This is a genomic window from Acinetobacter sp. FB (genome assembly GCF_056033405.1).
Genome location: NZ_CM148502.1, coordinates 536,564 through 558,518, shown reverse-complemented (window position 1 = coordinate 558,518; position 21,955 = coordinate 536,564). Strand labels below are relative to the sequence as shown.

18 protein-coding genes and 1 tRNA gene are annotated in these 21,955 nt (G+C 39.2%); 10 read left to right on the top strand and 9 right to left on the bottom strand.

Annotated elements, in window-relative coordinates; all coding sequences use genetic code 11:
- Positions 1-258: 258 nt before the first annotated feature.
- The 3 genes from AC0JIQ_RS02695 to AC0JIQ_RS02685 are packed head-to-tail and all read left to right on the top strand — an operon-like array spanning position 259 to position 3,367.
- On the top strand, positions 259-1,140 hold the full coding sequence (locus AC0JIQ_RS02695; protein WP_474202548.1) for an ATP-grasp fold amidoligase family protein: 882 nt from the start codon (positions 259-261) through the stop codon (positions 1,138-1,140).
- 35 nt (positions 1,141-1,175) lie between these two features.
- Entirely contained in the window at positions 1,176-2,345 is a 1,170-nt protein-coding gene (locus AC0JIQ_RS02690; protein ID WP_474202547.1) for a nucleotide sugar dehydrogenase, read from the top strand.
- Positions 2,342-3,367 carry an NAD-dependent epimerase gene (locus tag AC0JIQ_RS02685; RefSeq protein ID WP_474202546.1) on the top strand — a complete coding sequence of 342 codons (1,026 nt, stop codon included), beginning with the start codon at positions 2,342-2,344 and terminating at the stop codon, positions 3,365-3,367. The genes AC0JIQ_RS02690 and AC0JIQ_RS02685 overlap by 4 nt, the downstream gene beginning before the upstream one ends.
- Positions 3,368-3,453: 86 nt before the next feature.
- On the opposite strand, the gene AC0JIQ_RS02680 is transcribed toward AC0JIQ_RS02685, so the two are convergent.
- The 5 genes from AC0JIQ_RS02680 to AC0JIQ_RS02660 form a co-directional block, all read right to left on the bottom strand.
- Complete coding sequence (locus AC0JIQ_RS02680) at positions 3,454-4,209, bottom strand: glycosyltransferase (RefSeq protein ID WP_474202545.1); 756 nt, start codon at positions 4,207-4,209, stop codon at positions 3,454-3,456.
- Between the two features lie 176 nt (positions 4,210-4,385).
- Positions 4,386-5,312: a branched-chain amino acid transaminase gene (locus AC0JIQ_RS02675; protein WP_004664837.1), complete on the bottom strand. Its 927-nt coding sequence runs from the start codon at positions 5,310-5,312 to the stop codon at positions 4,386-4,388.
- Positions 5,313-5,338: 26 nt separating this feature from the next.
- Complete coding sequence (glnE, locus tag AC0JIQ_RS02670; RefSeq protein ID WP_474202543.1) at positions 5,339-8,086, bottom strand: bifunctional [glutamate--ammonia ligase]-adenylyl-L-tyrosine phosphorylase/[glutamate--ammonia-ligase] adenylyltransferase; 2,748 nt, start codon at positions 8,084-8,086, stop codon at positions 5,339-5,341.
- Between the two features lie 73 nt (positions 8,087-8,159).
- Entirely contained in the window at positions 8,160-9,431 is a 1,272-nt protein-coding gene (locus AC0JIQ_RS02665) for a sensor histidine kinase (RefSeq protein ID WP_474202542.1), read from the bottom strand.
- Between the two features lie 514 nt (positions 9,432-9,945).
- Positions 9,946-10,032: transfer RNA gene (locus AC0JIQ_RS02660), tRNA-Leu, on the bottom strand.
- A 181-nt stretch (positions 10,033-10,213) separates the two neighbouring features.
- On the opposite strand from AC0JIQ_RS02660, the gene queA reads away from it, so the two are divergent.
- The 7 genes from queA (at position 10,214) to secF (ending at position 17,581) form a co-directional block, all read left to right on the top strand.
- Complete coding sequence (gene queA / locus AC0JIQ_RS02655; protein WP_346510958.1) at positions 10,214-11,251, top strand: tRNA preQ1(34) S-adenosylmethionine ribosyltransferase-isomerase QueA; 1,038 nt, start codon at positions 10,214-10,216, stop codon at positions 11,249-11,251.
- Between the two features lie 13 nt (positions 11,252-11,264).
- Complete coding sequence (locus tag AC0JIQ_RS02650; protein ID WP_474202541.1) at positions 11,265-12,293, top strand: hypothetical protein; 1,029 nt, start codon at positions 11,265-11,267, stop codon at positions 12,291-12,293.
- A 56-nt stretch (positions 12,294-12,349) separates the two neighbouring features.
- Positions 12,350-12,919 carry a LemA family protein gene (locus AC0JIQ_RS02645; RefSeq protein ID WP_004664869.1) on the top strand — a complete coding sequence of 190 codons (570 nt, stop codon included), beginning with the start codon at positions 12,350-12,352 and terminating at the stop codon, positions 12,917-12,919.
- Between the two features lie 160 nt (positions 12,920-13,079).
- Positions 13,080-14,210 (top strand): tRNA guanosine(34) transglycosylase Tgt, encoded by a 1,131-nt coding sequence (gene tgt / locus AC0JIQ_RS02640; protein ID WP_005162280.1) that lies wholly within the window; start codon positions 13,080-13,082, stop codon positions 14,208-14,210.
- A 109-nt stretch (positions 14,211-14,319) separates the two neighbouring features.
- The gene (gene yajC, locus AC0JIQ_RS02635) at positions 14,320-14,649 is read left to right on the top strand and encodes a preprotein translocase subunit YajC (RefSeq protein WP_004664873.1); all 330 of its coding nucleotides are present in this window, start codon (positions 14,320-14,322) and stop codon (positions 14,647-14,649) included.
- 51 nt (positions 14,650-14,700) lie between these two features.
- Positions 14,701-16,602 carry a protein translocase subunit SecD gene (secD, locus tag AC0JIQ_RS02630; RefSeq protein WP_474202540.1) on the top strand — a complete coding sequence of 634 codons (1,902 nt, stop codon included), beginning with the start codon at positions 14,701-14,703 and terminating at the stop codon, positions 16,600-16,602.
- A 10-nt stretch (positions 16,603-16,612) separates the two neighbouring features.
- Positions 16,613-17,581: a protein translocase subunit SecF gene (gene secF / locus AC0JIQ_RS02625; RefSeq protein WP_004664877.1), complete on the top strand. Its 969-nt coding sequence runs from the start codon at positions 16,613-16,615 to the stop codon at positions 17,579-17,581.
- Positions 17,582-17,675: 94 nt separating this feature from the next.
- On the opposite strand, the gene AC0JIQ_RS02620 is transcribed toward secF, so the two are convergent.
- The 4 genes from AC0JIQ_RS02620 to AC0JIQ_RS02605 all read right to left on the bottom strand — a co-directional run bounded on the left by AC0JIQ_RS02620 (position 17,676) and on the right by AC0JIQ_RS02605 (position 21,953).
- A complete protein-coding gene (locus tag AC0JIQ_RS02620) occupies positions 17,676-18,329 on the bottom strand; it encodes a 4'-phosphopantetheinyl transferase family protein (protein WP_474202539.1) in 654 nt (217 codons plus the stop codon).
- Between the two features lie 197 nt (positions 18,330-18,526).
- Positions 18,527-19,936, bottom strand: coding sequence for a ribosome biogenesis GTPase Der (der, locus tag AC0JIQ_RS02615; RefSeq protein ID WP_005214471.1), 1,410 nt, complete (start codon positions 19,934-19,936; stop codon positions 18,527-18,529).
- Between the two features lie 176 nt (positions 19,937-20,112).
- Positions 20,113-21,255, bottom strand: a complete 1,143-nt coding sequence (bamB, locus tag AC0JIQ_RS02610) for an outer membrane protein assembly factor BamB (protein WP_474202538.1) — start codon at positions 21,253-21,255, stop codon at positions 20,113-20,115.
- Entirely contained in the window at positions 21,255-21,953 is a 699-nt protein-coding gene (locus tag AC0JIQ_RS02605) for a YfgM family protein (protein ID WP_336938867.1), read from the bottom strand. Before AC0JIQ_RS02605 ends, bamB begins: the two co-directional genes overlap by 1 nt.
- Between the last annotated feature and the right edge of the window lie 2 nt (positions 21,954-21,955).

The following is a 21,955-nucleotide window of genomic DNA, read 5'->3' as shown; positions in this document are numbered from 1 at the left end:
ATCTTAATCATGTAATCATTTTATATAAATCAATATATTATAATTGTTTAAATTTTCATATCAGTAAAGTATTCATGCAACATGCAATTCAGTCAATTGAGCAACTTTATTAATCCTCGCTTAAACTCTGACAATCCCTAACAAAATCAAACCTTTTAGAAGCATTTATCATCAATATTTACGACATTTTTATTAGACGAATTTAGCTATTTTTATTATAATTACAGGCTAATTTGACGAAATTTAATCTTTTGACTGATGATTTATAATTACTTTGAGTATCAAGCAAAAATAATTAGAACTAAATTTGTTTCTGATAAAGCCTACCTCACCAAACGCTTTATCTGCAAATTAGGCTATACCCCTAATTTTTGCTCGCCAGAAAGCTTTAATGAAAAAGTTACTGCCCGAATGATTTTCGAGCGAAGCCCTTTATTCACAAAATTAGCTGATAAATGTGCTGTAAGAAAGCTTATTTCAGCAAAAGTAGGCGATAACTATTTTGTTCCATTAATTGGAATTTATAAGTGTATTGATGAAATTGATTTTAACCAACTACCTAATCAATTTGTTTTAAAATGTACACATGATAGTGGCAGTGCCATGGTTTGCCTCGACAAGAGTACGTTTAATATCGAAAAAGCTACAACTAAAATTAAAAATCATCTTAAAATGAACATGTATTTTAGAAAGCGCGAATGGCATTACAAAGATATTTGCCCCAAAGTTTTAGTTGAACAGTATGTTGAACTCTATGTAGATCCTGCTAGTCAATTCACCATTACCACTTGTCGTGTACACTGTTTTGAAGGTCGCCCAGAATATTTGGAAATTGATGTTCAAGATGATCAGGGCAATGACTATTCCAACATATATGATACACAATGGGCATTACAACCATTTCGTGTTGATCTTAAAGATAATTCACCATCGACTCTAGCTACACCAAAACAACTAGAGGATATTATTAAACTTTCAGAAAAACTCTGTTTGGCGTATGGTTATAGCCGTGTAGACTTCTTACTTTCCCAAAATCATGTGTATTTTAGTGAGATTACACTCACTCCGAATGCAGGACGAATGGTCATTACACCCGTAGAATGGGATTTTAAATTAGGTTCCCTCTGGTTATCCTATTAATAGTCCATCATGTATGTCGAATCTGTTAGGTACTTATGAAAATAGCAATTGCTGGAACAGGATATGTCGGGTTGTCAAATGCAATGCTATTTGCTCAACACCATGAAACCATTGCACTTGATATCCTACAAACTAAAGTAGATTTACTGAATAACAAAGTATCACCTATTCAAGATCATGATATTTCACTTTTTTTGAAAGAAAAAAAGTTAAATTTCACAGCAACGGTAGACAAGCAACTCGCTTTTCAAAATGCTGACTTTATTATTATTGCTACACCAACTGACTATGATCCTCAAACCAATTATTTTAATACCCAAAGTGTAGAAAGTGTTATTCAGGATGTATTAGCAATTAACCCAAATGCGACTATGATCGTCAAATCAACGGTTCCTGTGGGTTTTACTGAACATGTGAAAAAAAAATATCAAACGCAAAATATTATTTTCTCTCCTGAATTTCTACGCGAAGGTAAAGCATTACACGACAACCTCTATCCTTCTCGTATAATTGTAGGAGAGCAATCGGAACGTGCAAAACGGTTTGCTAATTTATTAGTAGAGGGTGCAGTAAAGCAGGATATTCCTGTACTTTTAACTCATTCAACCGAAGCTGAAGCGATTAAGCTGTTCGCTAACACCTATTTGGCAATGCGTGTGGCATTTTTTAATGAGCTGGATACTTATGCACAAAGCTTCGGTCTAGACACCAAACAAGTGATTGACGGGGTCTGTCTTGACCCACGTATTGGCAGTCATTATAACAATCCATCTTTTGGCTACGGCGGCTATTGCCTGCCCAAAGACACCAAACAATTACTAGCAAACTACAACAACGTGCCAAGCAATCTGATTAAAGCTATTGTGGATGCGAATCGTACCCGTAAAGATTTTATTGCGGATTCAATTCTAGCAAGAAACCCAGGCACGGTGGGAATCTATCGTCTAGTGATGAAAAGTGGTTCAGATAATTTCCGTGCCTCGGCCATTCAAGGCGTGATGAAGCGACTGAAAGCGAAAGGTCTGGAAATCATTATCTATGAACCGACCTTTCATGAAGACACCTTCTTTAAGTCTAAAGTCACTCAAGATCTAAATAAGTTCAAACAATCTTGTGATGTGATTATTGCCAATCGCCTTTCCAATGAATTGTTAGATGTACAAAATAAAGTTTATACCCGAGATATTTTTGGAGGCGATGAATGAAAGTTCTAGTCACAGGTGCTGCTGGATTCATCGGCTTTAGTGTTGCAAAAAAACTACTCGAACGCGGTGATGATGTGGTCGGTTTTGATAATTTCAATAATTATTACGATCCATCCTTGAAAGAAGCACGTGCTCAGCAATTGCAATTACTTTCTGAACGCGAAAATACGGGCTGTTTCACTCTGATTCGTGACAATCTTGCCAATAAAGCTGTGGTGGACCAATGCTTCCAAGCGAATCATTTTGACCGCGTGATTCATTTGGCCGCACAAGCAGGTGTACGTTATTCACTTGAAAATCCACATAGCTATGTGGAGAGCAACCTGATTGCTTTTACCAATATTTTGGAAGCATGTCGGTACGCAGAAACACCTCACCTGACTTATGCAAGTACAAGTAGTGTCTATGGCGCGAACACCACAATGCCTTTTAGTGAACAACATGGTGTAGATCATCCACTGCAATTTTATGCCGCAACTAAACGCGCCAATGAATTAATGGCACATAGTTATAGTCATTTATTTAAATTGCCAACCACAGGATTACGCTTCTTTACTGTCTATGGACCGTGGACACGTCCAGATATGGCACTGTTCAAATTCACCAAGAACATTTTTGAAGGCAAACCGATTCCTGTGTTTAATCATGGGAATCACACCCGAGACTTCACTTATATAGACGATATAGTTGAAGGGATTATTCGTACCAGCGACAAGATTGCGACACCCGATGAGACTTGGGACAGCAATACTCCAAATCCATCCACAAGTAACGCCCCATTTAGAATCTTTAATATTGGCAATAACCGTACAGTAAAACTGATTGAATATATTCAGGCCATTGAAAAAGCGGCAGGTAAAGAAGCGATTTTAGATTTTCTTCCCCTGCAGCCAGGTGATGTACCAGATACCTTTGCCGATAGCTCTGCGCTAGAAAACTATGTTGACTATAAACCAGCGACTTCGGTGGTCGATGGAGTGAAAAACTTTGTTGATTGGTATCGCCAATATCACAATATTTAATAACCCTTAAAATAAAAAAATCAGGTATTTCTCCTGATTTTTTTATTTTATGCATCCCTTCATTTTCAGGATGAATAACACTTGGATTACTGCCAAGACTCTTTAATCCAATCCGATGGCAACACATAACGATACCATTTACCCCCGCCACCACTAATCGCATCAGGTGGATTAATCTCACCATGGAAAATAATGATTTTCGCGCCTTTGGGTTTTACGGGTGGCTGGAAATAAGCGAAAGGAACTTTTCTTAAGCAATGGTATTTATAGCTCTTACACCAGTCTTTATTCCAATAGCTCAATTTACCTTCTTTATGTACAAACCAAGACAGGTACTCTTGTTCATTACGGAACTTTTGACTTATCTCATTAAAGTTTGCACGGAAGTACGGCAAAATATCGGGGAAAGCCCCGAGTTTAAAACGATAAACCGAACTATTGCCTGTGATGCGCCAAGGACGTTTCCAATCGTGAATCACCAAGAACTCCCCTTCCGCTTGGAAGAAGCAGTCAATATTATCAATGATGACCACATCCAGATCAAGAAACAGCGCATTGCCTTTTAAACCATAGAGATCAGGTTCAAAGGTTGAAAGCTTATTCCAACCACGTTCAGGACTGCCTGCGGGTAGATCCAATGATGGAATTGGAAAACAGTGAACATTCGGGTCAATACCTTCGGTACGATCGGTCAAGCACACCATTTTAAAAGGTAAAGTCAAATGACGTTTGACCATGTTAAACAAACGGTTGACGTACTCAGCACCATACTTGGTTCCCCACTTCATACACAAGATCACATTATCTTCATGAGTTGCCGAATTTTGTTGAATATCTACCATTTGATAACCTTAAATACTTGAGATATGAAAGCAGTCTTTATCAGAAAAAATAAAAGCGTTCAATCATATGCACTGAATATGTTCTCATCTTAGCATAGAGCGAATTACTTTTTTTAGTATTAATTCGTCAATAAAAAAGCGAAGCCTGAGCTTCGCTTAATTGATCTGGTTTGATCTTATTTTACATAAGTCAACCAATGTGCATATTTATCGTTACGACCTTGTACTGCATCAAAGAAGGTTTTTTGAATAACAGTGGTAATCGGACCACGTGAACCACAACCGATTTCACGATCATCATATTCACGAATTGGCGTTACTTCCGCAGCAGTACCGGTAAAGAATGCTTCATCAGCGATGTAAAACTCATCACGTGTGATACGACGCTCAACAACTTCATAACCAAGGTCTTTAGCAATGGTAATTACGGTTTGACGGGTAATCCCTTCTAACGCACCGCCTGCCAAGTCAGGTGTATGCAAAACACCATCTTTGATTAAGAATACGTTTTCGCCTGCACCTTGACAAACAAAGCCTTGAGGATCAAGTAACATTGCTTCGTCATAACCTGAACGTGCAACTTCTTGGTGTGCCAAAATCGATACAGTATAGTTACCACATGCTTTTGCTTTACACATCGTCACGTTTGGATGGTGGTGCGTAAATGATGACGTTTTAACACGAATACCACGTGCCATCGCTTCTTCACCAAGGTATGCACCCCATGACCAAGCTGCTACAGCAGCATGGATGGTATTGTCTGTTGCAGCAATTCCTAGTTTCTCAGAGCCAATCCAAATGAGAGGACGTAAATAAGCTGAAACCAATTTATTTTCACGCACGACATCAATCTGTGCCTGCTCTAAAGTCGCTTGATCAAATGGTACATTCATTTGATAAATTTTTGCTGAATTTAATAAGCGTTTAGTGTGGTCTTGCAAACGGAAGATTGCTGTACCATTTGGGGTTTCATAAGCACGGACGCCTTCAAAAACACCCATACTGTAATGTAATGTGTGTGTTAAGACGTGAATTTTTGCATCACGCCAATCAACTAATTTTCCATCTTGCCAAATAAAACCATCACGATCAGCCAAATTCATGGCACATACTCCAAATTTTTACACAATCATTCACTTTCCAATGCTATTGCAGTTGGATCAATTAACCTTTGCCATAACTTGCAAACGATCTCTCGGGTATCGTGCCAATCCGCAGCATTGACTTGCATAGATTGATTTGCAAGCGCTAAACGGTGGCTCTCAGCTCGTTCACGGAGATAAGCATGGATGAGTGCTGTGGCATCTTCACTGGATAAGCAGCCTGCTCGAGCAGCATCTTCAAGAATTCTTACGTTATCAGAATAATGGGCAAGATCTGGATTCGTCCCGCCCCATGCAAGCACTGCATACTGTGCCATAAATTCGATGTCAACGATACCACCTGCATCCTGTTTTAAATGAAAAATGCCATGTTTTTTTTGTTCAGAAGACGATCCCAAATGGTCTTTCATTTTTTGACGCATTTTCAAAACTTCTTCACGCACGACATTTTCATCTCGTTTTTGAGTCAAAATCTGACAACGAATATGCTCAAAAAGCTGACACAAATTCACATCACCCGCAATCGAACGAGCACGCACTAAAGCTTGATGTTCCCAAAGCCACGCACTTTTTTGTTGATATTGCTCATACGCTTTTAAGCTGGTGACTAACATCCCCGCCTCACCCGATGGACGTAAGCGTGTATCAATTTCATAAACACGCCCATCTAAGGTTTGCGTCGTCATTAAAGACATAAACTTTTGTGCCACACGAATTGCAAACTCAGCCCCGCTAATGCCTTTACGACCATCAGTTTCACTATGTTCTTCAAAGGCATGGATAAAAACGAGATCTAGGTCTGAACCATAACCCAATTCAATTCCACCAAGCTTGCCATATCCAATCACAGCAAAACCTTTGTTATCCAAACTACAACGCTGACCATTATTGCCTAAAGGATAACCATGTCTCTCAGCAACTGCTTCATAAGCTAAATTAAGCGTCGCTTGGACGCTAACTTCAGCAATATCCGTCAGTGCATCTGACACTTTCATTAATGGGCTTTCAGCTAAGACATCGCTTGCAGCAACAGTTAAGACATTGCTCTTCTTAAATAGACGTAAAACGCGCATTTGATCTTCAACTTGATCAATTTCGATGCGTAATAATTGTTGACGTAATGAATCTTCTAAGTCTTTACGCTGCGGTAAACCAAAATCCATAGAAAGGAATTCATCTAACAGGACTGGATATTGTGCTAACTCTTCACAAATCCATGGACTAACCGTCGCCATCTTAACTAATCTTTGTAAAGCACCACGGCTTTCCATGAGCATGACCAAATACACCGTACGGCGAAGTACAGATTCAACCAAAGGCATTAATCGCAACAAAGCGACTTGTGGCTGATCTGACTGTAAGATCGCTTCGATCAAGTGTGGCCAGAATTTCTTTAAGCGCTCTAAAGCACTCGCGGGAATTTTTCTTAGTGCTTGTCCATGCCAAAAGTTTTGAATTAGATTCTTTGCACCATCATCTAATACAGTATTCAGTTTTTGCTCAAGCTGAACAAAGTCATCTACGGGCTCAGCAAATTCTTTTTCCTGAATAAGTTGTTTAAACTGAACTTTAACTTTGTCGCGTTTTTGATTCAAAACCGCTAAGAAAGCAGACCAATCGTGAAATCCTAAAGTATCTAACATGCGCTGTCTTAATTCAGGTTCAGTCGGCAGAGATTGGGTTTGCTGGTCATTGAGTGCTTGAATCGCGTGCTCAATCCGTCTTAGAAATAAATAAGCATCTTCAAGATCAATTACAGCCTGTTGATCAAGTAATTCAGCATTTCCCAAATGATGTAGACTTACCAAACATTGACGATCTTGTAATTCACGTTTAGAGCCTCCGTAAATTAACTGAAAAACTTGAACAATAAATTCAATTTCACGGATGCCACCCGCACCCAATTTAATATCATCTTCAATATTACGGCGCATGACTTCACGTTCAATCATCGCTTTCATTTCACGCATCGCAGCGAAAGCAGAATAATCGACATAACGGCGAAAAACGAATGGACGCGACATTTCCATGAGTTCTGCGCCAGCTTTCTCACCTGTAATCACACGTGCTTTAATCCAAGCATAGCGTTCCCATTCACGCCCATGCTGACTTAAATATTTTTCTAACCCGCTGTGGCTAATCGCCAAAGCTGAACCATCACCCCACGGACGTAAGCGCATATCGACACGGAATACAAAACCATCTGCAGTAATGTGATCAAGCAGATAAATCAGCTTCTGCCCCCATAGAATGCAGAACTGCTGTACATCTATACATTTACGCCCATTGGTTTCACCTTGCTCATCGAAGGCAAAAATTAGATCAATATCGCTAGAAAGGTTAAGTTCTTGTGCACCAAGTTTCCCCATTCCAATCACGATCAAATCTTGTAAATGACCTGAATAACCAATCGGTTCGCCATGTTTGGCTAAGAGTGACGGTAATGCAAAAGCTTTTGCAGCACAAATACTGGCATCAGCAAAATCTGAAAGTTCACGTGTCAGCGTCACCACATTGGTAAGTTGATTAGCATCTTGCCAAATCCAACGAAACATCAACTTTGCACGCAAGACTCGTAATACTTTCATCCAAGCGTGCTCATCTATTACATCGGCAACAGCTTGTTGAACTTTTTCATGAATACTTTCAGTAGAAAGTGATTGGAGAAATTGATCTTCGCAATAATCTTGTTCTAATTGTATTTGATATAAATTTAAAACTTGTTCAGCATATTGACTGGCAACTAAAGTTTTCTGTAGCTGTTCCGCATTCATATAAAAAGGCTCGGCTAATCTCGTATCATCTAGGATTAGTTATATCAGTTACACGCTTATCTTTAAAATCTCTTTAGGCTAATTTCGCTTTTGTTTTATGTTGTTCTACACATAAATCTATTGGTTCATTTGCAGCAGGCAATACAACTTTAAAGATTGTGCCCTCACCCTCATTCGAGCTAACACTAATTTCACCATGATTTAGATCAACGAATCGTTTACACAATGTTAGCCCTAGCCCTGCCCCTTTTTCACCTGCAGTACCCTTAAAACTGACCGTGATTCTCGGCTGAAATAGCGTTTCAATCTGCTCAAGGGTCATCCCCAAGCCAGTGTCTTTAATATAAATTTCAACAAAGTTACCTTGAGTGTGAGCTTGAATAAAGACTTTGCCAGAACCATCAATATCAGTAAATTTCAGCGCATTGGATACTAAATTCTGAATCACGGAAGTGATCATATTCATATCAGCATAAACTTTAAGATTTTCATCCACTTCATTAATCAACTGGATATTTTTCTTGATCGCCAGTGTTTTTAAGACATCTGTAACAATATTGGTAATCTGTCTTAGCTTAAAATTAATCGGGTGGTAAACAAAGCGCCCACCTTCAGCCATCGACCAATTTAATAAACTTTCCAACAAGTTATAGGTCGACTGAGAAGTATCGTAAAGATAGTCCGCGATATTCTGAATGCTAGATTCATCTAAAGTGTCGCGCTCTTTTGCCAATATTTCAGAGAAACCTAATAGACCATGAAATGGTGCTCGTAGATCATGAGATATAATTGAAAAGAATTTAGTTTTACTAAAGTTTAATGCAGCTTCTTGCTCGTATAATTCTTTCAGTTCGTCATGATTGACCTTTAACTCCAGTTTCTGCATAAAACTCATACAGTGCTCTTGAAGTAATTGTTTTTGTAATTCGCTGAAATCTTGTGCAACATCATCAAATAAAACCAGATATCCTAATGATGTTTGATCTGGATGCCTTAAGTGTATTGCAATTGCAGTTTGTATTTTACGTTTGAATGGCGCTAGAAAGGCCAATAAGCTCTGATATTGAGGGTGTTGTTGATCGATCAAATCACCATTTACAAATAGTGTATTTAGACTTTTACTAATTTTTGAAATATCAACTACTTGTAACTTTTCTGCGCAACAATGCCAAAGGTAGGGTTCTTGATGGAATGCGAGCAAAGCAGTATCTGCTTGCATCAATTTACGGTTAAACTGTAAAAATTGTTCAAGCAAATTTTGCTCAGAATTCAAGCCCAAAGAAAGCGAAATTTTACAAGCACTTAATTTATCGGCTTGCTGTAATTCTAATAATTGAATAGCCATGCCCGCCTCTCGTGTATTATCGTTATACGGTTATTTACGAATCACTAAGAAAAAATGTCAAAACCATCACTTACTATTAACAAACTTTAACATAAAAGGCAATTCATGATTGAACCAATTCGCAACAAAACGTGAACTTTCATGAAATTTAAACTTAAATTAATTCCGTAGAGAATCTAATTTTTGGAAATTTGCTGAACTTTCAAATCATCATATATCTCAATCAATGCATCCACACTCAGAAATAATATTCCTGAAATAAAAGCAACTAAGATTCCAACAATAAATGTCGCCACTGTTCCTATTAGAAGGATCCAAACATCAATATTAAAGCTCTTTAGAAACAATTATGATGTAAAAATATTTAAATAATTCAAAATTATAAATGCTTTCAATATGAAGTCTAAGATTCAATTCTTTGTTAACCTTTATTCTTGAAACATAATTTTTAATTAAAAATCATAAGCATTAAAAAACCCCAAGCTTTTAATACCAGCTTGGGGTCTTTGAATCTTGGTCCCGAGGGTCGGACTCGAACCGACACGTCATCTCTGACAGCGGATTTTGAGTCCGCCGCGTCTACCAATTTCACCACCTCGGGAAGAGTGCGATGCTTTGTGTTGCGTATCATAACCTGTTTGATTCTATTGTCAAACACTAACTATCGCTTATTGCTCACTTTTAAATCACTCAGATATTTTTCTGCTTATAAAGACGTGAACTCAGCGAGAAAACACAAAAAAGACTATACTACACCCAATTTTTTGCAATGTTTTAGATGTATGCAACTCTCCGACTTTTCGTTTGATCTTCCTGATGAACTTATTGCTCGCTACCCACTAGATAGTCGTAGCGCATCTCGCCTACTCCATATCGATGCTCAAGGTCAGTATCACGATCATGTTTTCACCGATATTCTTGATTTACTTGAAGAAGGTGATTTGCTGGTACTGAATGATACTAAAGTCATGAAAGCACGCTTAAAAGGCAAACGCGCTACAGGTGGCGCAATCGAAGTACTGGTTGAGCGCATGCTGGACACCCACACCGCACATTGCCATATCAAATCAAGTAACTCACCTAAAGCAGGCGCAGAACTGTATATCGGTGAAGATGCCGTTCCTGTCACCGTACAAGGTCGCCATGAAAATCTGTTTGTGGTGAAGTTTTCACAACCAATTTTGTCGGTACTGGATCAATACGGTCAACTCCCTATTCCACCATATTTCAACCGTGAAGCCGAAGAGATTGATACTGAGCGTTATCAAACTGTATTCCACGATCCTGAAAAAATTGCCAGTGTTGCAGCGCCGACAGCAAGCCTACATTTCGACCAAGGCTTATTAGAAAAATTAGCTGCTAAAGGCGTGCAAAAGACTTTTGTGACCTTACACGTAGGTGCAGGCACCTTTATGCCTGTACGTACCACCGACATCACCAATCATATTATGCACAGTGAATGGTGTGATGTGCCCCAAGCCACAATTGATCTAATTTTAGAAACTAAAGCTCGTGGTAATAAAGTGATTGCTGTTGGAACGACTGCGACTCGTGCCTTAGAGAGTGCTGCGCAAGCTAATCAAGGACAAATTGCGGCTTGGACAGGTGATACGCAAATCTTTATTTATCCAGGTTATCAATTCTGTATCGTAGATCGTTTGATTACTAATTTCCATTTACCAGAATCAACTTTGCTGATGCTGGTTTCTGCATTATCAAATCGAGACCACATTTTAGCGGCTTATCAACATGCTGTTGAACAACGCTATCGTTTCTTTAGCTATGGTGATGCTATGCTAGTGGATCAATTAAACAGCTGATTTAAATAGAACGATGCCGATCGATACTGTAGAACAAGCCTTACATATAAGACGAAAAAAAAATGCGCAGGTTTTCCGCAATATTGCTCGGCTTTGGGATATAGGGCAAAAATCACATAGTGATCAAGATTTGCTGGATGCTTTACATCCGTGGCGTGATGATCATAGCTTATGCTTTTTTAATGTATTGCCTTTTATTTTAGGCATTGTAAGCGTCTGCACATTAGTATTTGGCTATTTTTTTCACCCACATATTCAGTATATCTTTAGCCTCCTCGCTGCTTTTTTGACTGGCTTTTTAGCATATTTGCTGTATGAGCCGAAAGAGCCACTCACCCAGGTCATTACATATCTCGAACAACGCATGACCGTCTTACGTTATGGTCTGCAATTTCAACAGCTACCCGCTTATTTACCCATTCAAGCACAGCCGTTATTGGTGATCAGTAGATTGAAGCAATTTTTCCCATTATTTAATCGTGGCACTGAATCTAACGAAATCACCCAATATGCTTCAACTACATGGCATGATGGTACGACAGAACATCAAGTTTTATTGTTTCAATATCACTATGTCAGTGAACTACCCATTTTTCAGGAAGAAAATAGCAATCAGAAAATTGCCAAAGAAATTCACAAAGATCTATGGGGCGCTTTTATTTTTCAAATGCCTGCTTCAGGAATAGCAATCAGCAATAAACGTTCTCGTTTTTTTGAACCATATACAAATTCATGGCAAAGCAGCGATATTTTAATTAACCAAGAGTTAAATATTTTTGGGGTCGATCAACATCAATTAGCAAAAGAAATTAGTCCCAGCCTCACCTTAAAGCTACATGATTTTTTTCAACATTTTACTGGGGATTTAATTTATCATCATGAAGAGCAAATTATGTGTTACCTCGGCGAACAAAACCTTTTCCAAACCGCCAGTAAACGCAGTGAAATCCATGATATTTCAGCATTACGTGGACATTTACGTACCATGACCATGCCGCAATATCAAAAGTTTCAGCAATTGATGCTTAATTTAATTCAATAAATTCCCTTTATCTCTTTGAGACAGGGCTTAGGGAAAACATAATAAGGGGAATGACGATGACCGGTTTACTCATATTCTTGGGAATTTTTGTTGTGATCGTTGTATGGGCGATTTACACACGCAACAATATTGTTCGTTATTTTAATGCGACTAAACGTGCTTGGTCAGAAGTTGCTAACTTTGAGCGTCAAAAAGTAAAGACTTTAGAAGCATTGGAAGCAACATTAGATCAATATACTCAGTTTGAAAAATCAACTTTGGAAAAAGTGACTGAATTACGCCAACAAATTCTGAATCTGAATGTCAATGATACCGATATTTCTCAATTACAACAGATTGAGAAAATGAGTAAGGAACTGATTCGTAGTTTGAATGTGGTAGTGGAAAATTATCCTGAACTGAAAGCTGATGCACTTTATAGCAAAATGATGGATGATATTCAGGAACAAAACGAGAATGTGGGTGCGGCAATCACGATATTTAACCGTAACGTAGAATTGTTTAATAACCAAATCGAGGTGTTCCCCAACAACCTGATCAATACCCTAACCTTATCCAAGAAAGCCATTCGCCCGTTTAAGGATAATCTTGCAACTGAAAATTTTGACTATAAACCGAATTTTTAAAATTTATTTTTACTTGAATATCAGTCAATCTAAGCTTTATCTTGATTGGCTTTTTTATTTTTTAACTTACGCTACATTTAGTAGTAGAACTACACGCCATAATCAAGGAAAATAGCCGCTTTTGATCAGCGAACTGTTTTTTCGCCTTGATGGATGTGTCATGAAATTTGAAAAATTAGGTCAGTCGGGACGTGCCCGTCGTGGTCGACTTACGTTAGAGCATGGTGTGGTTGAAACACCTGTATTTATGCCTGTCGGTACTTACGGTACAGTGAAAGGCATGTTACCTCGTGATATTGAAGAAATTCAGGCACAGATTATTTTAGGTAACACTTTCCATTTATATTTACGTCCTGGCTTGGAAGTGATCAAGGAGCATGGGGGTCTACATGAGTTTATCCAATGGGATAAACCAATTTTGACCGACTCAGGTGGTTTCCAAGTATTTAGCTTAGGCGCAATGCGCAAAATCAAAGAAGAAGGTGTAACTTTCCGTTCTCCTATTGACGGTTCAAAGGTGTTTTTGTCTCCAGAAATTTCAATGGAGATCCAACACGTACTGAATTCAGATATCGTGATGATCTTTGATGAATGTACCCCTTACCCAGCAACACATGAAGAAGCTCAAAAATCTCTGCAACTGTCTTTGCGTTGGGCTAAACGCTGTAAAACCCACCACCATGATGAGCTTAAGAATAAAAATGCCTTATTCGGTATTATTCAAGGCGGTATGTATGAAGATCTTCGTGATGAATCACTTAAAGGTTTATTAGAAGTTGGCTTTGATGGTTATGCAATTGGTGGCTTATCAGTTGGTGAACCAAAAGAAGAAATGATCAAGGTACTTGATTATTTACCAAACAAAATGCCACAGGACAAACCACGTTATTTGATGGGTGTTGGTAAACCAGAAGACATCGTTGAGGCAGTTCGCCGTGGTGTCGATATGTTCGACTGCGTCATGCCAACCCGTAATGCACGTAATGGTCATTATTTTGTCACTGATGGTCTGGTAAGAATTCGTAATAGTAAATATCGTCATGATAAAGGACCTTTAGATCCACATTGTGATTGTTACACTTGTAAAAACTTCACCCGTGCCTATTTATATCATTTAGAGAAATGCGGAGAAATGTTGGCATCGATGCTCGGCACCATTCATAACTTGCGTTATTACCAAAGACTGACACAAGGGATGCGTGATGCATTGGATAACGGCACATTTGACGAATATGTTCAGGACTTTTATGCACGTCGTGGTCTAGAAGTTCCCGCTTGTCCTGAAGACTAATGTGAATGAATTGCATCAAGATTTGCGCCTGACCGCAAGACAAGGTACATTGCAAAACGAATTGGAATTTTATTATTAATTTTTGACTTTTTAATTTTAGGAAATCGAAATGAGCTTTTTAATTTCTACTGCTCACGCTGCTCCAGCGGCTGCACAAGGCCCTAGCCTGATGGCAAACTTGTTGATGATTGCTGTATTTATTGGGATCTTCTACTTCTTGATTTGGAGACCTCAAGCAAAACGTGCTAAAGAGCATCGTTCTTTAATCGAAAGCTTAGGTGTGGGTAGTGAAATCGTATTTGCAGGCGGTTTGATGGGAAAAATTACCAAACTTGATGGTGACTTTGCAGTCGTTGAACTCAGCCGTGGTGTCGATGTAAAAATTCAACGTGCGAGTGTCATTTCAGTATTACCTGAAGGCACACTAAATAACCTTTAATCATAAGATAGTCGTGCCTCAGCACGACTTTTTCATTTAAGAAGAAAGCGAATGCGTTACCCTGCATGGAAATATTTACTGATCCTTGTGGTACTTGTGATCAGTACGTTATATGCACTTCCTAGTTTGTATCCAGATGAACCTGCTGTCCAAATTTCAGGCGCTAAAGCAGGCACAAAAATAGATCAAACCATTGTGCAAAAAGCGGAGCAGATTTTAAAAACTGCCAACATTAGCAGTCACGACAATAGCTTCACCAATAATGCGGCATTATTACGATTAAACTCTTCAGAAGCACAGTTAAAAGCCAAAGAAGTGTTGCGCCGTGACTTAGGTGATGAATATGTGGTTGCACTCAACCTTGCACCAACAACACCAGAATGGTTGCGAAAGATTGGGGCTAAACCGATGAAACTCGGTTTGGACTTACGTGGCGGTGTACATTTCTTGCTTGAAGTCGACATGGATAAAGCGATTGGTCAGCGTATGGAAACATCTGCGACTGATTTGCGTCGTCAATTTCGTGACAACAAAATTAAATTTAATAACCTTGCTTTAAGTAATAACACCATTACGATCCAATTTGCTGACAATGCAGATCGTGATGCCGCGGCAGATTTTTTACGTCGTAACGGTAATGAGTTTACTCAACAAGCAGTTGCAACGACATCTGGCGCGACTCTAAAACTGAATTATACAGATACTCGTCGTCAAGAAATTCAGTCTTATGCAGTCAACCAAAACTTAACTACATTACGTAATCGTATTAACGAACTTGGTGTAGCAGAAGCATTGGTACAAACGCAAGGTAGTAACCGTATCGTGGTTGAGCTACCGGGTGTCCAAGATACTGCTGAAGCAAAACGTGTATTAGGTCGTACCGCGAACTTAGAATTCCGTTTAGTTGCTGACAGTAATGATCAATATATTGATCAATACACTGGCAAATATAATGGCCAACCACTTCCACCCGGTACTGAGGTTTTTGCTTATCAATCTCTGGACAGCGGTCGTCAACTTCTTTTACAACGTAATCGTATTTTGACAGGTGAGCGTGTTCAAAATGCAAGCTCTGGTTTTAGTCAAGATTCTGGTGGCGCTGAAGTAAATATCACCCTAGATACCGCTGGTGGTAAGCTCATGGCAGATGCAACACGTAATGCCGTGGGTAAACGTATGGCGGTATTGTTTATTGAAAATAAACAAAAGATCTCTTATGTTGCTGATCCTAAGACGGGTGCTCAAACTGAAGTACGCACACCATATACAGAATCTGTGGTCATCAATGCGGCAACTATTCAAGCTGTATTGGGCTCACAATTCCGTATCACTGGCTTAGATTCACCTCAAGAGGCAGCAGAACTTGCCTTGATGCTTCGAGCAGGTGCTTTAGCTGCACCAATGTACTTTGTAGAAGAACGTGTTGTTGGTCCAAGTCTTGGTCAAGAGAATATTGATAAGGGTGTGTTATCGACTCAAATCGGTTTCTTATTGGTTGCAATTTGGATGGTTGTTTTCTTCCGTCTCTTTGGCTTAATTGCAAACTTTGCCTTGGTGTTCAACCTTGCCATGATTTTAACTTTTATGTCATGGATTGGTGCTTCCCTCACCTTACCAGGTATCGCGGGGATCGTCATTGGTATTGGTATGGCGGTTGATGCCAACGTACTGATCTGCGAACGTATACGAGAAGAAATGCTTTGGGGCGCCTCCCCTAAACAAGCAATTGTCGCAGGTTATGATCGTGCCTATAACACCATTTTCGACTCGAACTTAACCACTTTCATCGTGGCATTTATCTTGTTCGCAATTGGTACAGGTCCAATCAAAGGCTTTGCGGTCACCTTGATGATCGGTATCGTATGTTCAATGTTTACGGCGATTACTGTAACCCGTGCTGTCGTCCAGCTCATTTATGGCAAACGCCGTAATTTGACTAAGTTGAGTATTTAAGGAGATTCACATGACTGATCTGACTCAACAAGACTCAAAACAATACGGTCGCCCAGATGATCTAAAAATCATTCCTTTCATGAAGATTGCTAAACCTGCTGCAATCTTCTCGATCTTGATTACCCTTGCGAGCGTTTTCTTTATCGTCACAAAGGGGCTGAATCTTGGTTTGGACTTCACTGGAGGTATCTCTGCTGAACTCAACTACAAAGAAGCTGTTCAACCAGCTCAAGTTGCTCAAGCACTCGATAAAGCAGGCTTTAAAGATGCCGTTGTACAAACATTAGGAAGTAATAAAGACCTGATTGTACGTATGCCAGTGCAAGAAGATCTTAAAGTTGAAGATCTAAACGATACCATCACTAAAGCAGTCCAATTGCCAAATAACCAAGCAGAAGTCCATAAAGTTGACTCTGTTGGCGGTCAAGTAGGTAATGAGCTTTATATCCGCTCTGCAGGTGCGCTTGCACTTGCTTTGATCTTAATGCTGATCTACGTCACCATTCGTTTCGAGTTTAAACTTGCAATGGGTGCCGTAATCTCATTATTTCACGATATTGTAATTATCATCGGAACGTTTGCATTGTTCCAATGGCAATTTGATTTAACCGTGCTTGCAGCAATACTTGCGGTAATGGGTTTCTCACTCAACGATAACATCGTTGTATCGGATCGTATCCGTGAGAATTTCCGTAAAATTCGCGGAGCAACACCACGTGAAATTGTAGATATCGCATTAACAGAGACCTTGCGTCGTACGATCCATACCTCAATGACCCTATTACTTGTGGTTCTCGCCATGATGTTCTGGGGAGGCGATGGTTTACATTGGTTCTCAATTGCAATGTGTGTAGGTATCTTTATCGGTACGTACTCATCTATTTATATTGGTACCGCATTTGCTTTATGGCGTGGTTTAAATCGTCAAGATTTTATTGTCCAAGTTAAACCTGAATTTGATGAAGAAGAAATTCCTTAAATCTGAATCATCGTAAAATTCAAATCAAAAAAGCCAGCATAATGCTGGCTTTTTTGATTAAGATTAGAGCACGGGGTTGTACGTTCTTCATTTATCAATGTTGAATAATTTGAATCTGCGGAAATTGAAAACCGCGACAAGACTGCTCTGCACGCCATGCGATAGTCAGCACGATCTTCTGATTTAAAACAAAATTTTGGTAAGCAAATGTTCCAATCAAAGGATGAGTACACATTCCACCATCATTTGATGGATGAACTTGTGTATTTAGACTATTTAAATCCAGTCTAATTCCAAAACCTGATGCTTTTAAAATTGCTTCCTTAGTCGTCCATACTCTAAGCCAATACTCTGGGTTTTGATCTTGTTGCTGCCAAGTTTGATATTCTTCTGCATGAAAAGCATGTTGAGCCAAGGCATCAAAACGGACTTTTCGATCCAACTCCTCGACATCAACACCAATCTCTTTCACACGCTCACTCATCGCTAATGCATAGTATTGTTGACTATGTGAATGATTAAATTCGAAGGTATGAGAGCTTAAAAATGGCTTACCATATTCATGTTTTGAAAATTGTAAATCAGTAGTTAAACACTTTAATTTATTTGCCAGAAGTTGATCCCGATAGGCTTTAATTTGTTGTTTTTGATAATCATTAAACGATCTAAAATCTGAGAAATCTGCTTTATCTCGCTCAAGAAGTGAAGCCAAAGCTTGAATATGTATTTCAATTTTACGTGCCACCATCAGCTTCACTCAACAAAACATCGTTCAATATAAACCTGATTGTATAAAAATTTAGAATATTATAATCAAACTTGATCTCTTTTAATCACATATCTTAAGACTTCATTAAGAACTGCATAAGCAACTTATCTCATGAGTCACATTTAAAAACATAAAAAAACCCAAAACAATGTTTGGGTTTTAACGGCAAAATCAGCTTAACGCTTAAATTTTTTCTCAGCCTTTTTAAATTTCTGTACATAACGACGTTTACGTGCTGCAACACGCTCATCGACTTGAGATTTGCGACCTTCAAATGGGTTTTCTGAGGTTTTAAAATCAATACGTACTGGCGTACCTTCCAGCTTGTATACTTTACGGAATACGTTTTCCAAATAACGACGGTAATCAGCAGGTGTTTTATCTACTTTGTTACCATGAATCACGATTGTAGGTGGATTTTGTCCGCCCATATGTGCATAACGCATTTTAATACGCTTACCACTAATCATTGGTGGTTGATGCGCATCAGTCGCGTCATTCAAAATCTGCGTTAATTTTGCTGGTGAAACTTTTAAATGTGATGAATCATAAGCACGATGGATGGTTGGATATAAATCACCAACACCTGTTCCATGTAAGGCTGAGATTAAATGTACTTTCGCCCAAGGAATAAAGTCAAAACGGCGATCAACATCAAGCTTACATTGCTTACGATCATATTCGGTCATGTTGTCCCATTTATTAATGGCTATCACCATGGCACGACCAGCTTCTAATGCATAACCAATTAAATGTAGATCTTGCTCAACGACTCCTTCACGCGCATCGAGCACAACGACAATCACGTGAGCATCTTTGATCGCTTGTAATGTTTTCACGATTGAGAATTTCTCAATCATTTCATCAACTTTACCTTTACGACGCACGCCCGCGGTATCAATCAACGTATATTGACGACCATCACGCTCATAAGGAATATAAATTGAGTCACGTGTAGTACCGGGCTGGTCAAATGCAACTACACGCTCTTCGCCAAGCAAGCGGTTGACTAAAGTTGACTTACCTACGTTTGGACGACCAATAATCGCCAAACGCAAACCTGTATTTTTGTTATGTTCTTCAGGATTTTCATCTTCTGGCACTTCAGCTAATACTTCCTCAAGCATTTGCTGTACACCTCGACCATGGCTGGCCGCAACTTGAATAGGCTCTCCCATACCAAGTTTATAGAATTCAACTAGCGCGGCTTCTGCATGAACACCATCCACCTTATTGGCAACTAAATAGACTTTCTTACCTAGTGTACGCAATTCACGGGCAATCTGTTCATCTGATGCCAACAAACCTGCACGTGCATCCACAACAAAAACAATAATATCTGCTTCATGGATGGCAGTTTTTGACTGCTCCGCCATGTATGAGTCAATACCGCCTTCATTCTCACCAATACCGCCCGTATCAACGACGATGAATGATTTATTTTGATACACCGCATCGCCATATTTGCGGTCACGAGTTAAACCAGCGAAGTCAGCAACCAAAGCATCACGACTTTTAGTGATTTGGTTAAATAGCGTTGATTTTCCGACGTTTGGACGACCAATAAGCGCAATAACGGGTTTCATAAATTAACCTTAATTCAGACGAGCCATCGTTGATGACATCGTATCAGAAACAGTATGGAAGATTTTGGTGATCAAATAATCACAATAAAAATTCGGGGTTTTGTTCAAACAAATACCCCGATCATTCTTTTATTAGCAATTGCTAATTAAATATTTTACCACAAGCTAAGGCAAAATTAACGATTCTGCCAAATGCTTAATTCACCTTTTCGAGTTGCAACGTAAAGCTGATTATCGATTACACGCAATGAACGGACTTCACCACTGGTTTTCGCACGACCAATCAACTTCCCTGTATTTGGATCAATCAAATGAATAACTCCATCTAAATCGCCAACCACAAGGTTCTGTCCAAGCATCACAGGATTACTCAATTGACGGTTAAGTAATTCCTCATTCTGCCAAAAAAGTTCACCTGTCGCTAAATTATAAGCTTTCAATTTTCCATCTGCAGTCGAGACAAAAACTTTATCACCTAAAACTTCAGCGCTATTGGTACTACTTGCTTCCTCACTCCATACCACACGCTGTGTCGTAAGATCAGTAGTTGTGACTTGCCCTTGGAAACTGGTTGTTACCAGATATTGACCTGCAACAACTGGGTCACCGACAACATCAATCAAACGTTGAATATCCGAACGACCATCGCTTACTGCAACTCGACGTTGGAAACGCGGCACACCACTAATTACATCCAATGCATAAACATAAGCATTCGCGGATGCAACAACGACAGTGCGTTCATCTAAACGAACGGGTGCAGGTTGACCACGTAAACTAAACTGAACGTTTGGTAATTTATATGCCCACACTTGCTGTCCAGTAACAGCATCATGCGCAAATACAGTACCGTCATTTGCAATCGTAATAACTCGTCCCGATTGAATGAGTGAAGGAGACAAAATCGCACCAGATAATTTGGCAGACCATTTTTGGCTACCAGTAGCCTGATCTAAAGCAAATAATTCACCCTTACGGTTACCAATAACGACAATACCCTCACCCGCTTCTACACCAGCAGTGAGTTCTTGCTTAGTAACCTTACTTTTCCAAAGACGCTGCTTACCCTTATAAGCAGAAACCTGACCATCTGGATCAATCGCAAAAATTACACCGTTATCTGTATCTAACTGCAAGCGCAAAGCTTCTGCTGCATTTGTCGACGAAACACTTTGAGAAAAGACCAGATTTAAGCCTTGCTGTTGCGTAATTTTTGGCAACGGATTCGGTTTCACTTCTTTTACTTTATTGGTTGAACATCCAATTAATAAAGCTGAAGCAATTGCAATTGCCAAAGGTAATTTTAGTTTGTTCTGCATTAAGACTCATCCACTTTGGTATCTAAGATCGGGCGCTCAATTTCAGGATCATCTACTAAAATACCAACGCTTTCGAGTTTAATTTGTAAAAGCTGACGCTCTTGTTTACGTTCAATTAGGCTATCCCAAGCACTTTGATATGCTTTTCGCGCAGATGCAGTATCTTTCTTTGCAACAAAAATATCACCACGTAACTCTTCCGCCGTTGCTTTAAACGCTGGTTCAGTCACGTTTGATAAGGTTTTCAGCGCCTCATCATATTTCTTTTGTGCTAATTGTGAATCCGCTAAACGTATTTTTACAATTTGCAATAAACCTACATCTTTAACTTTTGAGTTTTCAACTTTCTTTAATGCTTTTTCAGCTGCAGCGTAGTCTTGTTTATCATAAGCAAGCTTTGCCAAGATAAATTGGGTTTGAATCGCTTGAACCGAGTTAGCATCATCTTTCACAATTTTATCTGCTGCTTCAGATACTGTAGCGAAAGCATTTGGTTGACCTGATGCAGCCTTAGCTTCGTCCATCAATTTTTGTACTTTCGCCGTTTGACTCTGTGCCTCAGCTAAATTTTTCTTTTGCCAATATTCCCATCCGAAAAAGGCAATCAAGGCAATCAGAATCCCGCTAATCATGGCAGAACCATATTTTTTGCCAAAAGACTTTAATTGGTCGAGTTGTTCTTCATCACTTAAACTCATGT